14 protein-coding genes are annotated in these 13,934 nt (G+C 72.2%); 4 read left to right on the top strand and 10 right to left on the bottom strand.

Annotated features, from left to right (window positions below):
• Window positions 1-141: 141 nt before the first annotated feature.
• The 4 genes from ACZ4TR_RS41895 to ACZ4TR_RS41880 are packed head-to-tail and all read right to left on the bottom strand — an operon-like array spanning window position 142 to window position 3,501.
• Window positions 142-567 (bottom strand): hypothetical protein, encoded by a 426-nt coding sequence (locus ACZ4TR_RS41895; protein ID WP_465293737.1) that lies wholly within the window; start codon window positions 565-567, stop codon window positions 142-144.
• Complete coding sequence (locus ACZ4TR_RS41890; RefSeq protein WP_465293735.1) at window positions 564-1,352, bottom strand: 2-keto-4-pentenoate hydratase; 789 nt, start codon at window positions 1,350-1,352, stop codon at window positions 564-566. Before ACZ4TR_RS41890 ends, ACZ4TR_RS41895 begins: the two co-directional genes overlap by 4 nt.
• Window positions 1,349-1,795, bottom strand: a complete 447-nt coding sequence (locus tag ACZ4TR_RS41885; protein ID WP_465293733.1) for a nitroreductase family deazaflavin-dependent oxidoreductase — start codon at window positions 1,793-1,795, stop codon at window positions 1,349-1,351. The genes ACZ4TR_RS41890 and ACZ4TR_RS41885 overlap by 4 nt, the downstream gene beginning before the upstream one ends.
• A complete protein-coding gene (locus tag ACZ4TR_RS41880; protein WP_465293731.1) occupies window positions 1,795-3,501 on the bottom strand; it encodes an acyl-CoA dehydrogenase in 1,707 nt (568 codons plus the stop codon). The genes ACZ4TR_RS41885 and ACZ4TR_RS41880 overlap by 1 nt, the downstream gene beginning before the upstream one ends.
• A gap of 237 nt (window positions 3,502-3,738) precedes the next feature.
• On the opposite strand from ACZ4TR_RS41880, the gene ACZ4TR_RS41875 reads away from it, so the two are divergent.
• Both ACZ4TR_RS41875 and ACZ4TR_RS41870 read left to right on the top strand, forming a co-directional pair.
• A complete protein-coding gene (locus ACZ4TR_RS41875) occupies window positions 3,739-5,280 on the top strand; it encodes a DEAD/DEAH box helicase (protein WP_364513404.1) in 1,542 nt (513 codons plus the stop codon).
• 110 nt (window positions 5,281-5,390) lie between these two features.
• Entirely contained in the window at window positions 5,391-5,687 is a 297-nt protein-coding gene (locus ACZ4TR_RS41870; RefSeq protein WP_465293729.1) for a hypothetical protein, read from the top strand.
• Window position 5,688: 1 nt separating this feature from the next.
• Here the strand turns inward: ACZ4TR_RS41870 and ACZ4TR_RS41865 are convergent, their stop codons facing one another.
• The 3 genes from ACZ4TR_RS41865 to ACZ4TR_RS41855 are packed head-to-tail and all read right to left on the bottom strand — an operon-like array spanning window position 5,689 to window position 8,441.
• On the bottom strand, window positions 5,689-6,582 hold the full coding sequence (locus tag ACZ4TR_RS41865; RefSeq protein ID WP_465293727.1) for an ABC transporter permease: 894 nt from the start codon (window positions 6,580-6,582) through the stop codon (window positions 5,689-5,691).
• On the bottom strand, window positions 6,569-7,360 hold the full coding sequence (locus tag ACZ4TR_RS41860) for an ABC transporter ATP-binding protein (RefSeq protein ID WP_465293725.1): 792 nt from the start codon (window positions 7,358-7,360) through the stop codon (window positions 6,569-6,571). Before ACZ4TR_RS41860 ends, ACZ4TR_RS41865 begins: the two co-directional genes overlap by 14 nt.
• 19 nt (window positions 7,361-7,379) lie before the next feature.
• On the bottom strand, window positions 7,380-8,441 hold the full coding sequence (locus ACZ4TR_RS41855) for an ABC transporter substrate-binding protein (RefSeq protein ID WP_465293723.1): 1,062 nt from the start codon (window positions 8,439-8,441) through the stop codon (window positions 7,380-7,382).
• Between the two features lie 230 nt (window positions 8,442-8,671).
• On the opposite strand from ACZ4TR_RS41855, the gene ACZ4TR_RS41850 reads away from it, so the two are divergent.
• A complete protein-coding gene (locus ACZ4TR_RS41850; RefSeq protein WP_364513416.1) occupies window positions 8,672-9,058 on the top strand; it encodes a hypothetical protein in 387 nt (128 codons plus the stop codon).
• Window positions 9,059-9,146: 88 nt separating this feature from the next.
• On the opposite strand, the gene ACZ4TR_RS41845 is transcribed toward ACZ4TR_RS41850, so the two are convergent.
• Genes ACZ4TR_RS41845 through ACZ4TR_RS41835 form a run of 3 tightly spaced genes read right to left on the bottom strand, consistent with a single transcriptional unit; the run spans window position 9,147 to window position 12,216 of the window.
• Complete coding sequence (locus tag ACZ4TR_RS41845; RefSeq protein WP_465293721.1) at window positions 9,147-10,142, bottom strand: S-adenosylmethionine:tRNA ribosyltransferase-isomerase; 996 nt, start codon at window positions 10,140-10,142, stop codon at window positions 9,147-9,149.
• Window positions 10,139-10,804: an SDR family NAD(P)-dependent oxidoreductase gene (locus ACZ4TR_RS41840; protein WP_465293719.1), complete on the bottom strand. Its 666-nt coding sequence runs from the start codon at window positions 10,802-10,804 to the stop codon at window positions 10,139-10,141. The genes ACZ4TR_RS41845 and ACZ4TR_RS41840 overlap by 4 nt, the downstream gene beginning before the upstream one ends.
• A gap of 44 nt (window positions 10,805-10,848) precedes the next feature.
• Complete coding sequence (locus ACZ4TR_RS41835) at window positions 10,849-12,216, bottom strand: purine-cytosine permease family protein (RefSeq protein ID WP_465293717.1); 1,368 nt, start codon at window positions 12,214-12,216, stop codon at window positions 10,849-10,851.
• 169 nt (window positions 12,217-12,385) lie between these two features.
• Here ACZ4TR_RS41835 and ACZ4TR_RS41830 point away from each other — a divergent pair, with 169 nt between their 5' ends.
• A complete protein-coding gene (locus ACZ4TR_RS41830) occupies window positions 12,386-13,891 on the top strand; it encodes a sensor histidine kinase (protein WP_465294125.1) in 1,506 nt (501 codons plus the stop codon).
• The last annotated feature ends 43 nt before the right edge of the window (window positions 13,892-13,934 follow it).

Genomic DNA, 13,934 nt, shown 5'->3' with positions numbered 1-13,934 from the left:
CCTAGACCGCAGAGAGTGCTTTGCAAAGATCTCTCTGCGGTTGTTCTGAGGTCAGGCCGGAACGGCCAGTCGTCGTCGGCTTCCCGGCGGAACCCGTCGAAGCGGAAGAAGCATCGTGGCCGGGTGCACCGACAAGACGGCTCAGCGCAGCGCGGCCAGACCGACCGCGAACAGCACCGCCGGCACCACCGCGGCCGCCGAGCTGATCAGCCCGGTGCCGCCGCGCCAGCCCACCGGGGACGCGTCGAGCACCAGCCGACGCACCAACGCCGCCTCGATCACCGCCGCCAGCAAAAAACCGAAGCCGACACTGAAGATCGCCGACGCGCCGACGAAGAACAGGCCTGATGTCGATGCCGCGCCCAGTGGGGCCGCGATCTCCCAGCGGACCAGCCCCGCCGCCACCGCGAGCAGCGCCAGCAGCAGCACGAACGCCACCAGGAAGCCGATCCGCGCCGTCGTCCGGTGCTGGGCGTGCGCGAACCACCAGAATCCCGCGTCGAGGACCAGGACCACCGCGGCGAGCGCCAGGAACCCGGCGCGGAACTCACCCTGGCGAGGGCTCATGACGGCGGTGGCGTGGACCGTTCACCGGCAAACCGGACCTCGACGCTGCCCAGCGCGCCGAAGTCCGCCCCGACGTGGCCACCCGCGTGGATCGGGCACGGTGGGGTCGCCGTCCCGGTCGTGACGACGTCGCCCGGGCGCAGCGAGCGGCCGTGACGCGCGAGCTCCATCGCCAGCCAGTGCAGCGCCAGCCGCGGATCGCCGAGTACCAGGCTGCCGCTGCCGCGGGAGAACTCTTCGCCGTCGACGTGCAGGACGACCGCCTGCCGCGGCAGCTCGAGGTCGCGCCAGCCCGGCACCCCGCGCCCTTCGACGAACCGGCCCGCGCACGCCACGTCGGCCAGCAGCTGCGGCCCGCCCGCGTGCTGGTGGTCGGTGTAGCGGCTGTCCGGCATCTCCAGCGCGAGGAACATCGTGTCGACGGCGTCGAGCACCGCGGTCAGCGACGGCGACAGGCCCGGGTCGGCCTTGAGCCGGAAGGCGAACTCGGGCTCGGCGACGCCCATGGTCATCGTGTCGGCCGGCACCGGCTCGCCCTCGGCGTGGCGGAACCGCTCGAACATCACGCCCGGCAGCGGCCCGGGGACGTCGAGGTACTGCCGGGCGTACGCGGTGGTCGCGGCGATCTTCCAGCCGGACACCGGGCCGGCCAGCTCGGCGAGCGCCGCCTGCGCGGCCATGCCCTCGGCGGCGTCGCGCGGGCGGGCGTCGTCCGGCAGCCCCTCGAGGCGTTTCCCGGTCCGCCACGCGTCCCAGATCAGCTCCGCCGCCCGCTCTCGGTTCACGCTCCTGATCTTGCCAACCGGAAGACCGGGTGTCGATCGGCTTCCGCGGCGAAGGCTTCGGCCGCGTCGCTGAGCTTCGCGTCGAAGAACGGCGCCGTCACGGGGATCTTGCGGACGTACGCGCGCAGGACCGGGCCGGCCGTCGCGGCGTCGGCCTCCTCGACCGTCCACGTCTCGCGCGTGCGGCCGCGCCGCAGCCGGGCGGTGGCGTCGGCGCGCAGGTTGTGCACCCAGCCGACCTGCCCGTACGGCGAGACGAGCCAGCGGTCGCCGCCGACCTCGAGGACGTTGACCGGCGTGGTCCGGTCGGCGCCGCTCTTGCGCCCCCGGGTGGTCAGCAGGTACCCGGTGCTCCCGGTGATCGGGATCCCGCGCTCCAGCAACGCCTTCACGACCACGTTCGCGGCTTTCCGCGTCACGCCGAGCCGATATCTCCTGGCCATCACGGGTGCATAGCGTAGACCCCGGAGAGCTCCCGGACCCGCGTCCAGACGTTCTCGAAGCGCTCGGCGTCCACCACCGGCTTGCGCAGCGCGGCCAGCGCGATGGCCTGCTGGGCCTCCGTCGAGCTCGCCTTGCCGTTGAGATCGACCGCCGCGGCGCTGAAGTCCTGCACCAGCACGGCGAAGATCTGGTCGACGACTTCGGTGTCCAGGCCGGTGATCCGCGCCTGCTCCAGGATCAGCTGGCCGTACACGATGAGCGTGAACAGCTCGGTCAGCGCGAGCCCGAAGTCGAGGTCGGCCTGCTGCGCCTCGTCGGGCGCGGCCTCGGTCAGCAGCTTGACCAAGTAGCCCGCCTGCTCGGTGAACAGCGCGACGTTCGGGATGTCCGCGGCTTCGGCGTACGCGGTCTTCCAGTCGTGGAACCGGACCTTCGACAGCCCGCGCGCCGGGCCCTGGCGGAAGAGGAACTCGTCGTCCGCGGCGTCGGTGCGGGTGCCGACCGGCGCGTACTCCTGCGGCGCGAAGAGGTACGCGGGCATGAACTTGGCGATCAGCGCGAGGTTCACCGCCACCGTGCCCTCGAGCTTGGGCAGGCCGTCGATGTCGTTCTTGGACATCGCGAGGTAGGTGTCGGCCTCGAAGCCCTTGGCCGCGACGACGTCGGCGACCAGGCCGATCACCTTCTGCGCCTCGGTCGTCACCTTCATCTTGGTGATCGGGTTGAAGAGCAGGTAGCGGCGGTCTTCGGCATTCGCGCTGCGGAAGTAGTCGACGGCGCGGTCGGAGAACAGCTTCATCGCGGTCAGCCGGGCGTAGGCCTCGACGAACTCGCGCCGCACGTGCGGGAAGTTCGTCACGGGCTTGCCGTACAGGACGCGGTTGTGCGCGTGCGTGATGGCCTCGTACAGCGAGTGCGTCGCCATGCCGATGCCGCCGAAGCACAGGTTGAACTTGCCGATGTTGACCGTGTTCAGCGCGGCGCTGAACGCCTCGGCGCCGACGTGCAGGATGTCGTCGGCGTGCACGGGGTAGTCCTCGAGCCGGAACTCGGCGACGTACATCTGCGACGGCACGACGTTCTTGACGACGTGGTAGTTCGGGTGTTCGGAGTCGGCGTAGAAGAAGACGTACTGGTCCGGGCCCTCGACGCCGTCGATGCGGCCGAAGACCGACACCGTGCGCGCGCAGTTGCCGTTGCCGATGTAGTACTTCGAGCCGGTCGCGCGGTAGCCGTCACCGTCGCGCGTGAGCACCAGGTCGGACGAGTAGATGTCGGCACCGTGGTCCTTTTCGGACAGTCCGAACGCGCCGACACCGCCGGCGTCCAGGGCGGCGGCCGCACGCTCACGCGCCGCGGAGTTGCCGCTCTGCCACACCGGGCCGAGCCCGAGGATCGTGACCTGCCACGGGTACCAATAATTCAGGCCGTAGAAGCCGAGGATTTCCGACAGCGCGGCGACGCGGGCGGTGTCCCAGCGCTTGTCCGGGTTGCCGCCGGCGTTCGCGGCCGGCGTCAGGAAGGTCGAGAACAGGCCTTCCTTGCCCGCGAACTCGAGGAAGTCCGCGTAGAAGGTGCGGGCGTGGTAGTCCTCGGTGAGTTTCGCCTTGCCCCGCTGCTCGAACCAGTCGATGGTCGCCCGCAGCAACCGGCGCGTTTCCGCGTCGAAGTGGGCCGGGTCGTACTCGTGCGGGTTCAGCAGCATGGGGTGAGCCTCCTCGATTACCGACGGGTAACTTAGCAAGGCTCCCAGAGTGCGGGCAATCTCACTGGGGGTACGTCACCCCGACCGGCTACACTGATCTTGCGGGCCGCTCAGTTCTGCCTCGGCCCGCTGCTGTTGTCGACTACCACGCGCCGCGGCCGTTGACCGGTCTGCGCCGGGCAGGACAACCCTTCTCAGGTAACGGAGACCAGGGCGCGCGTGCGCCCGCATGCACTTATGACGACTTTCGCTGAACTCGGCCTGCCCACCACCATCGTGGACGCGCTGGCCGCCCAGGGCGTGACCGAGCCCTTCCCCATCCAGGCGGCGACCCTGCCGCACACCCTCGCCGGGCGTGACGTGCTCGGCCGCGGCCGGACCGGCTCCGGCAAGACCTACGGCTTCGTGCTGCCCCTGCTGGCCCGTCTCTCGGCGGGCCCGACGCGGCGCAAGCCGGGCCGTCCGCGCGCGCTGATCCTGGCGCCGACCCGGGAGCTCGCGACGCAGATCGAGGCGTCGATCCTGCCGCTGGCCAAGCCGCTGGGCCTCAAGGCCACGACGATCTTCGGCGGCGTCTCGGCGAACCCGCAGATCACCCGGCTGCGCGACGGCGTCGACATCGTCGTCGCCTGCCCCGGCCGGCTCGCCGACCACATGCGCTCCGGGCACGTGAAGCTCGACGCCATCGAGATCACCGTCCTCGACGAGGCCGACCACATGGCCGACCTGGGCTTCCTGCCCGAGGTGCGCCGGATCATGGACGCCACGCCGTCGCGCGGGCAGCGGATGCTGTTCTCCGCGACCCTGGACAACGGCGTCGACGTGCTGGTCAAGCGCTTCATGAACGACCCGATCACGCACAGCGTCGACTCGGCGCAGTCGCCGGTCTCGACGATGGAGCACCACGTGCTGCACCTCGAGGAGACCCACCGGCTGCCGGTGCTGGTCGACCTGACCGCGGCCCCGGGCCGCACGCTGGTCTTCACGCGGACGAAGAGCCGCGCGAAGGCGCTGACGCGCAAGCTCGTGGCGTCCGGCGTCCCGGCGGTGGAGCTGCACGGCAACCTCGGCCAGAACGCGCGCACGCGCAACCTCGAGGCGTTCTCCTCGGGCGCGGCGAAGACCCTGGTCGCGACGGACATCGCGGCGCGCGGCATCCACGTCGACGACGTCCGGCTGGTCATCCACGCGGACCCGCCGGTCGAGCACAAGGCGTACCTGCACCGCTCGGGCCGCACGGCGCGCGCGGGCGCGTCCGGCACGGTCGTGACGCTGATGACGGACGCGCAGGTCCGCGACGTGCGCGACCTGACGCGCAAGGCCGGCATCAAGCCGACGACGACCCAGCTCGGCCCGGGTCACCCGCTGCTGGCGGAGCTGGCCCCGGGTGAGCGCTCGTTCACGGCGTCGCCGAAGCGGCCGCCGGTGGACGACCGGCCGAAGAAGGTCTCGGCGACCGGCGCGGCACCGGGTTCGGGCCGCGGCCGGCGGGGCGCTCCCGCCACGCCGAAGGAGAACCGCGGCGGACAGCGTTCCCGGGCGAACGGCCAGGCGCGGCGCGACGAGTCGCAGCAGCCGCGGTCGGAGCGTCAGGGTTCGGGCCGGTCGGGAGCCGCTTCGGGCGGTTCGCGGCGGTCCGGTGCTCCGGCGGCTACGGGCGGCGCTCGCCGCTCCGGTGCCCCGGCTGCTTCGGGCGGTCGCCGCGCGGGCTCCGGCTCGAGCGGTGGCGCCGCGGCGTTTTCGTCCGGCACCCGCGCGGGCGGGCGCCGGGGCCGCTGACCTGTCCTGCGAATGAACGAACGACGCGACCCCGGGCCCACGGTCCGGGGTCGCGTCGTTTCCGGCTTCACCAGGGGGCGGGTCCGCGGAGCCCGTGCCATGCTCTCGTGATGGAAGACACTGACCTGGTGCAGACCGGCATCGGCCTGCTGGCGTCGGTCTACCGGCTTCGCCAGAACCTCGAAGAGGGCGGCGAGCCGGGCACGAGCGGCTACCCCGAGCTGCTCGAAGGCGCGCTCGAGTACACCTCGACGACCGTCGGCGAGCTGGCCCAGCGCCAGGAGGCGATCATGCGCGGGCTGCTGATGGGGTTCGTCAAGGTCGTCGAGGCCTACGAGCGGGAGAACCCCGGGCCGGACGTCCTGCAGCTGCTCCAGCAGCTCTCGCTCGAGGTCGCGGTGGGGTGAGCTAGAGCGACGCGGTCAGCCCGCGGGCCCGCAGCACCGCGCGCTCCAGGGGCCGGAACACCAGCAGCTCGATCCCGATGCCGACCAGCAGGATCAGGAAGATCGCCGCGATCACCGTCTCGATGCTGTTCAGCGACGACCCCTGGTTCAGGTACGCGCCGAGCCCGACGCCCAGCTGCGGCGACAACGCGATCAGCTCCGCGGCCATCAGCGAGCGCCACGAGAACGCCCAGCCCTGCTTCAGCCCCGCCAGGAACCCCGGCAGCGCCGCGGGCAGCAGGATGTGCCGGGCCGACGAGAACCGGTTCGCGCCCATCACCTGGCCGACGCGCGGCAGGATCGGCGGGATCTGGTCGATGCCGGACACCAGGCCGTTGGCGATCGACGGCACCGAGCCGAGCAGGACGACGAAGTAGATCGCGCCGTCGTTGATGCCGAACCACAGGATCGCGGCCGGCACCCACGCCACCGACGGCAGGCTCTGCAGCCCCGTCAGCAGCGGCCCGATCGCCGCCCGGACCACGCGGACCTTCGCCACGACCAGGCCCAGCGGCGTGCCGATCACGACGCCGGCGACGAAGCCGAGCGCGGCGCGGTGGACCGACGTCCAGACGAAGCCGAACACCTGGCCGTCGACGACGCGGCTCCAGAACTCGTCCCACACCGCGAGGGGCGCGGGCAGCTGGGCCTCCGACCAGAACGCCGCCGCCCACAGGACCTGCCAGACCACGATCAGCAGGACGAGCGCGCCGACGGGCGGCAGGAAGCCCCAGGCGAACCGGTTCCAGAAGCCCGGGCGGCGGTCGCCGGCCGGGGTATCGAGCGAGTCCAGTCCGGCGCCGACCGCGTCCAGGTCGGCCGCGGCGTCCACTTCGGACCGGTCAAGCTGCGGCATGGGTGCTGATCACCTCTCGCAGGTGCCCGGTGATTTCTTCGGTCAGCTCCTCGGCGTCGGCCAGCGGCACGTCCGTCCACTCGCGCACGACCTTGCCCGGCCGCGACGACAGCAGCACGACCCGCTGCCCGAGCCGGACTGCCTCGCGCACGTCGTGAGTCACGAACAGCACCGACGTGCCGGTGCTGCGGTAGACGCGCAGCAGCTCGCCCTGCAGGACGTCGCGGGTGATGGCGTCGAGCGCGGCGAACGGCTCGTCCATCAGCAGCAGCGCCTGCTCCGGGTCGCCGCCGACGCGCAGGGTCGCGGCCAGCGCGCGGGCCAGCGCGACCCGCTGCCGCATCCCGCCGGACAGCTCGTGCGGGCGCTTGCCGCCCGCGCCGTTCAGCCGGACGAGGTCCAGCAGCTCGGCGGCCTTTCCGCGGCGCTCGGCGCGGCCGAAGCCCGCCAGCCGCAGCGGCAATTCGACGTTGCGGGCCGCGGTCAGCCACGGCATCAGCGCGGCCTCCTGGAACATGACCGCGGGCCGCGAGGTGTTCAGCGTGATCTTCCCCGCCGACGGCGCGTCGAGCCCCGCGACCAGGTTCAGCAGCGTGCTCTTGCCGCAGCCGGACGCGCCGAGCAGGCAGACGAACTCGCCGGGCGCGACGGTGAGGTCGACACCGTCGAGCGCGACGACCGCGCGGCCGGCCGGGCCGAACGTCTTGCGGACGCCGTCGAGCCGGACCGCGGTCGCGCCGGTGAAGCTGCTCCGGCCGGTCGGGAGGGTCGTGGTCATCGCAGGCTGCCTCTCCGGATCACTTGGCGAGTTCGGGAGCGTTCACGGCGGGCTGGTTCTTCTCCTTGAGGACCTCGTTCAGCGGACCGAAGTCGGCGAAGCCCTTCAACGCTACCGCCGACTTGACCACGCCCGCCGTCACCGAGTCCTGCGCGAGCTGCGGGAACTCGGCCGGGATCGGGTCGGTGGTCAGCTCGATGCCGGAGAACGCGCGGTCGATGACGCCCTGGCTGAGGCTGCTGCCGGCCAGCTCCTTGAGGGCGCCGTTGACGACGGTCTTCGCGTCCGCCGGGTTGGCCTTCGCCCAGTCGATCGCGGCCAGCTGGCCCTTCAGGACGGCCTTGACGGTGTCCGGGTGCTGCTGCAGGAACTCGCTGCGCACGATCACGACCGTGGTCGGGAAGCGGCCGCCCGGCCACAGGCTCTTCTCGTCGACGAGGACCTTCGCGCCGGCGTCGAGCACCAGCCGCGAGGACCACGGCTCGGGCAGCCAGCCGCCGTCGAGCTCGCCCTTCTTGAAGGCGTCGAGCGTCTTGGAGTTGTCCAGGTTGGTGATCTTGACCTGGTCGGTCAGCTGCTTGCCGGCCAGGAACTTCTTGAGCGCGACGTCCTGGGTGTTGGCCAGCTGCGGCGTGGCGATGGTCTTGCCCTTGAGCCCCTCGACGCTGGTGATGTCGGGCTTGACGACCAGCTGCGCGCCGCCCGAGACGGCGCCCGAGACCAGCTGGATGGTGCCCTTGGACTTGGTGAAGGCGTTGATCGCCGGGCCGGAGCCGATGAAGGCGATGTCGAGCGAGTTGCCCAGCAGCGCGTTGACCTCATCGGGGCCCGCGTTGAACGTCTGGGTGGTGAGCTTCGTCGAGCCCAGTTCTTGGGCGAAGAAGTCCTTCTTGACGCCGATCAGCGCGGGCGCGTGGGTGACGTTGGGAAAGAACCCGAGCCGCACCTCACCGGCCGCGCCGGCGTTCGCGGCCGGGGCAGTGGTGCTCTCCGCGGCGCGGGAACAGCCCGCGAGCACGCCCACGACGGTCAGGGCGGCCAGCGCCGAGGCCAGGAAGCGGGTTCTGTGGTGGGTGCGCACGTCGGCGTCGCCTTTCGGAGGTCGGTGTCGGGGCGAGGTTCGCACGGTCACCCACCAGGGCGCATAGCCATCCGCATCTCGGGAAACCCGGTGAGATTTCTTGACATCGGGAGCCGCTTGCGCCTATGGGCGACGGGGGATGGTCCCGGCATCTGAAACGGATGGGCGGTTTGGGCAACCCGTCGCATCACCCGGACGTGGTACAGGTGACGACGGATTCGGGAGGGAACATGACGAGCCGACGGGGCCAGGGAGCCACCGGCGTCCGCGTGGCGCTGGTCGTGCTGTTCATCGGAATGGGCCAGGCGACGTTCGAGTGGTTCAGGTCGCTCGGGATGGACACGGTGACCAGCCTGGTGGTCTGGGCGATCCCGGTCTTCACGGGAGCGGCGGTGACGCTGGTGCTGTGGCTGGCGTCGGACCGCGCGTTTTCCCTGCGCAACTGGCTGCCGGTGGCGGTGAGCATCCCGGTGTACCTGGGCGGGGCGTTCGGCCTGGTCACGGGCGAGGCGACCCTGGTGGCTTCGATCGTGACGGGGGTCGGGTTGGGGATCGCGGTGGTGGCGGTGACGGGATTGCTCCGGTCACGGCGGCGCGAGGAGCCGGTGCGCCGCTAGCGCCCCAATGTGGCGTTCGGTGCGTTCAACGCACCCAATGTGGCGTTCGGTGCGCTGGACGCAACCAACGCCACATTGGGGCGCTCGGTCAGCGGCGCAGGAGCAGGGACACGTCGCCGAACTCGTGCCACAGGTACCGGCGCTCCACCGCCGCGTCGTACGCGCGCTGAACCAAGTCCCTTCCCGCCACTGCCTCCAGCAACAGCAGGTGGGATGCGTCCGGTGCGTGCAGGCCCGTGATGATTCCGTCCACCACTCGCGCCGGGCGGTCCGGGCCCAGGACCAGGTTCGTCCAGCCCTCGGCCGCGCCCTCCGGCGCCGACTCCAGGGCCCGGGCCGCCGTCGTGCCCACCGCGATCACGCGGCCGCCTCGCGATCGCACCCAGGACACCAGCGCCGCCGTCGTCGGCGGGACCCGGAACCGCTCCGCCTGCGGTGGCTCGCCTGCCTCCGGCGAAGACACCCCCGTGTGCAGCACCAACGGCGCGAACAGCACGCCGTCCGTGACCAGGCGGGTCACCAGCGACGCGGAAAACGGCCGCGCCGCCGAGGGCATCTCCGCGCTGCCCGGCTCGCGGGCGAACACCGTCTGGTAGTCCGACAGCGGCCACTCCCGCGGCACGTACCCGTACCGGATCGGCCGACCCGCCGCCGAGAGGAAAGCCAACCCCTCGACCGACACCTCCGCCCGCCACAGCCGCGCGTTGCCCGGCGCGGCCGGAGCCACCAGCGTCAGCGACGCTCCCCCGGGCAGCTCCAGCCGCTCCCCCGGCCGGCCATCGAGCAACGGCCCCCCGGGCGCGCGCAGCTCGACGACCCACGTGCCGTCATCCAGCGCCGTCGAGAAGTGGACGACCACCGGACGTCCCCCGCGCACCGCGTCGACCGCCGCCGGCAGCGTCCCCGACGTGTTCACCACCAGCAGGTCCCCGGGGCGCAGGTGCGAACCCAGGGACGAGAACACCGTGTGGTGGACGCCCGCAGGCGACGCGACCAGCAAGCGGACCTCGTCCCTCGCCAGGCCGCGCGCCTCGGGCGGGGCCGAGGCCGACAGCTCGTCCGGCAGGTCGAACCGGATGTTCATGCGCTCACCAGCAGGTCCGCCGCCCGGTAGCGGCCGCTGGGCGGACGTTCGTCCAGCAACCGGAGGAACGCCGGGACCGCGGACGACGGCAGCGGCCGGTCGGAGATGTCCTCGCCCGGGAACGCGCGCTGGTGCATCGCCGTGCGCAGGTCCCCCGGGTCGACCGCGTACACCGCGAGGTCCGGGTTCTCCGCGCCGAGCACGGCCGTGACCTGGTCGAGCGCGGCCTTCGCCGAGCCGTAGCCGCCCCAGCCTTCGTACGCCTCGACGGCGGCGTCCGAGCTGACATTGATGATCGCGCCGCGAGAAAGAGCCGGCAGGAGCAGCTGCGTCAGGGCGAGCGGCGCGAAGACGTTCACGCGGTAGACGTTTTCCAGTTCCGCCAGGGGATAGCTCCCCAGAGACGGCAGCGGGCTGACGCCCAGGGAACTCGCGTTGTTGACGAGCAGGTCCAGGGAAGGACAGGCGTCGGCCAGTGCAGCGCGGTGGGCCGGGTCGGTGACGTCGCCGGGGACGGCCGTGAAGCCGATCTCGTGCGCGGCCGAACCCAAAGCGGCCGCGTCCCGGCCGTCGCCGATGACTGTCCACTTGCGACTCACCAGGGCGGCGGCCAGGGCTCGGCCCAGACCCGCGGACGCACCGGTGACGAGTGCGGTTGGCATGGTTCCTCCTTCGAGGGGTACCACACCATCGTCAAACCTCTACATTACTCGATGTCAACCGAAGCCCGGCCGCGCAGCAGGAAGTACGCTGCCAGCGAAACGACCAGCCCGACGTAGTACGCGAGATCCGCGCCGTGCAGCGCCGACGCGACCGGTCCGGTGTAGAGGGACGTGTTCATGAACGGCACCGCCGCCCCGAACCCCACGACGAACGCCACGAGCGCCGCCCAGGGGCGCACGGAAACGGCCGCCAGGACGTCGACGCGCCGGCCGCGGCGGGTCCGCGCGAGCCAGTCCGGGATGACGACGCCGAGGAACGGCGGGATCCAGTAGCTGACGAACAGCAGCACGTTCTGGAACTTGGCCGACAGGTCGCCGCTGTGCATCCAGAGGATCAGCGCGAACGCGAGCACCGTGACGACCACCGCCGACACCGGGCGCCGCAGCCGGACCCCGACGGTCTGCAGGGCCAGCGAGCCGCTGTAGTCGTTCATCGCGTTCGACGAAACCGCCGCGAGCGCGATCACCGCCAGCGCGAGCGCGCCCAGGAATCCGCCGCCGAGCAAGGCGGCGACCCCGGGCGCCGTCTGGTCACCCAGCGACGAACCCAACGCGAGCCCGAGGCCTTCGCCGATCGCGTACGACGCCGTCAGGCCGAGCAGCGTCGCCCAGAACACCGAGCGCGACGACGTCGCGGCCGGCAGGTAGCGGCTGAAGTCCGAGGCGTAGGGCGCCCAGGAGATCGCCAAGGACAGCGTGATCGTCGTGAACAGCACGACACTGCCCGCCAGGTCGGCGCCCGAGGCCGTGTCGGCGGTCGCGATCCGGTGTCCGGAAAGGACCTTCACGGCGAGCGCGGCGAACGCGAGCACCAGCAGCACGCTCATCACCGCCTGGACGCGGTGGATCAGGGCGTAGCCGAACACGCCGAGCGCGCACTGCAGCACCAGCACGATCAGCACCGCGGCCCAGAACGGCAGCCCGGTCAGCTCGGCCAGTGCCTCCCCGCCGAACAGGCCGACCAGCGCGTCCCAGGCGATCGAGCCGAGCCACTGGACGAGCCCCGGCAGCACGACGCCGCCGCCGAAGGGCAGCCGGGCGAGCGGCAGCTGGCCGGTGCCGGTACGCGGCCCCCAGGTGGACAGGTACGCCACCGGCAGCGACCCGAGCACGGTGCCGGCGAGCATCGCGGCCAGGCCCGTCCAGAACCCGAGGCCGTACGCCGCGGCGAGCGTGCCGGTGAACACCGCCGTCATGGTCAGGTTCGGCGCGAACCACACGCTGAACAGGCGCCACGGCCGCCCGAACCGGTTGCCCTCCGGCACCGGCGCGATGCCGTGGGTTTCGATCGCCAGGTCACGGCCTCCGGTGGGCATGCGCCCGCCGAAGACCTCCGCACCCAGTCCGTTCATGTGCTGCCTCCTGTCCCGCTCACCCTAAAGCGCACCCGCGTGGTGTAACGCGACGGCCCGAACGGGCGAATCACGGTTGGCCGTTGCCGGACCGCCGTACCCACCCGCCAGGATTGCCCGGCGAGGCCACCGGGAGGGTTGCGTGGTCCAGCATCCGCGGACGCTCGCGATGACCGGCCTGCTGGCCGCCGGTTTCGCGCTCGGCGTCACGACGTCGACCCTCAAGGCGGCCGACGGGTCCCACTCCGCGCTCGACACAGCGCTCAGCACCGCGACGGGGTTCCTGTTCCTGCTCGCCGGCGCGGTCGCGCACGTGCGGCGCCCGGCGAACCCGATCGGCGTGCTCCTCGCGCTCGCCGGCGTCGCGGTCTTCCTCGAAGACCTGCAGTTCGCCCGGGACCCGGTGCTGCACGCGATCGCCGTGCCGCTGCGCGCCGCCGCCGGCCCGGTGATCGCGCACCTCGTGCTCGCCTTTCCCCACGGGAAGCTCCGGTCGCGGTGGGAACGGCTGCTCGTCGCCGCGTCCTACCTGGTGGCGTGCGGCCTGGGGTTGCTCGGACTCCTGGCCCGCGACGACCCGCGTGACCTGCCGGCGGTTTCCGTCCGCGTGCTGGAGCTCGCGGCCACGGCGATCGGCGCCGGGGTGATCGTCGTGCTGCTCCACCGGTGGCTGACCGGAGGGGCGCCGCAGCGGCGGCTGCTGTCGCCGGTGCTCACGATCGCGCTGTCCGGCGCGCTCGCGTCGGGGGCCGGCACCGCGCTCGGCGACGGCCACCCGCTGTCGGAACCGTTGCTGCAGGTCTACCGGGTCCTGTTCTGCCTGTGGCCACTGGCGTTCCTGGCCGGCGTGCTGCGGGCCCACGTCGGCAACGCGGAGATGATCCGGCTGCTGCTGGAGCGCGACGGCACCGGCCTGGCGGCGCTGGTGCAGGACGACGAGGTGTGGAAGGACAGCCGGTCGATCGACGCGCTGAACGCGGCGGCCGGGCTGGTGCTGGACAACCAGCGGCTGACGGCGGAGCTCGAGCGGCGGCTGGCCGAGGTGCGGGCGTCGCGGGCCCGGCTCGTCGCGGCGGGCGACGAGGAGCGCCGCCGCCTGGAGCGCGACCTGCACGACGGCGCTCAGCAGCGGCTGGTCAGCGTGGTGCTGCTGCTGCGGATGGCGGGCCGGCGCTACGGCGGTGCGCTGCCGGCGGACGTCCGGGCGCTGCTGTCCGGCGCGGTCGACGAGCTGCAGACCGCGATCACCGAGCTGCGCGAACTGGCCCGCGGCATCCGCCCGGCGATCCTCACCGAAGCGGGCCTGGTCCCGGCGGTGCGCTCGCTGGCCGACCGGATCCCGATGGAGGTGGCGCTCGCGGTGGGCGCGGTGCCCCGGCTGGACGCGGCCGTCGAGGCGACGGCGTACTTCGTGGCGTCCGAGGCGCTGACGAACGCGTTGAAGCACGCGGAGGCCGACCACGTGGACGTGCGGATCGCGGTCGAGGGGACGCAGCTGCGGGTCGAGGTGACCGACCCGGGCGTCGGTGGCGCCGACGTCGAGGGCGGCACGGGCCTGGCGGGGCTCCGCGACCGCGTCCAGGCCCTCGGCGGCGAGCTCGAGGTCCGCAGTGACGCCGGCGGGACGACGGTCCGCGCGGTCATCCCGCTCGCCGAGACCCCCGGAAAGCCGTGAAGGCCTCCTTACCGGCCGAAGAAGCCGGTAAGGAGGCCTTCAC

The sequence above is a fragment of the Amycolatopsis sp. NPDC028719 genome, assembly GCF_055565395.1.
This window is presented reverse-complemented; position numbering and strand designations above follow the sequence as displayed.

What these genes read in the sequence shown, in the direction of transcription:
- ACZ4TR_RS41895 (WP_465293737.1), bottom strand. Translation starts at nt 567, where the DNA reads ATGAGCCCTCGCCAGGGTGAGTTCCGCGCCGGGTTCCTGGCGCTCGCC.
- ACZ4TR_RS41885 (WP_465293733.1), bottom strand. Translation starts at nt 1,795, where the DNA reads ATGGCCAGGAGATATCGGCTCGGCGTGACGCGGAAAGCCGCGAACGTG.
- ACZ4TR_RS41880 (WP_465293731.1), bottom strand. Translation starts at nt 3,501, where the DNA reads ATGCTGCTGAACCCGCACGAGTACGACCCGGCCCACTTCGACGCGGAA.
- ACZ4TR_RS41875 (WP_364513404.1), top strand. Translation starts at nt 3,739, where the DNA reads ATGACGACTTTCGCTGAACTCGGCCTGCCCACCACCATCGTGGACGCG.
- ACZ4TR_RS41870 (WP_465293729.1), top strand. Translation starts at nt 5,391, where the DNA reads ATGGAAGACACTGACCTGGTGCAGACCGGCATCGGCCTGCTGGCGTCG.
- ACZ4TR_RS41865 (WP_465293727.1), bottom strand. Translation starts at nt 6,582, where the DNA reads ATGCCGCAGCTTGACCGGTCCGAAGTGGACGCCGCGGCCGACCTGGAC.
- ACZ4TR_RS41860 (WP_465293725.1), bottom strand. Translation starts at nt 7,360, where the DNA reads ATGACCACGACCCTCCCGACCGGCCGGAGCAGCTTCACCGGCGCGACC.
- ACZ4TR_RS41850 (WP_364513416.1), top strand. Translation starts at nt 8,672, where the DNA reads ATGACGAGCCGACGGGGCCAGGGAGCCACCGGCGTCCGCGTGGCGCTG.
- ACZ4TR_RS41845 (WP_465293721.1), bottom strand. Translation starts at nt 10,142, where the DNA reads ATGAACATCCGGTTCGACCTGCCGGACGAGCTGTCGGCCTCGGCCCCG.
- ACZ4TR_RS41840 (WP_465293719.1), bottom strand. Translation starts at nt 10,804, where the DNA reads ATGCCAACCGCACTCGTCACCGGTGCGTCCGCGGGTCTGGGCCGAGCC.
- ACZ4TR_RS41835 (WP_465293717.1), bottom strand. Translation starts at nt 12,216, where the DNA reads ATGAACGGACTGGGTGCGGAGGTCTTCGGCGGGCGCATGCCCACCGGA.
- ACZ4TR_RS41830 (WP_465294125.1), top strand. Translation starts at nt 12,386, where the DNA reads ATGACCGGCCTGCTGGCCGCCGGTTTCGCGCTCGGCGTCACGACGTCG.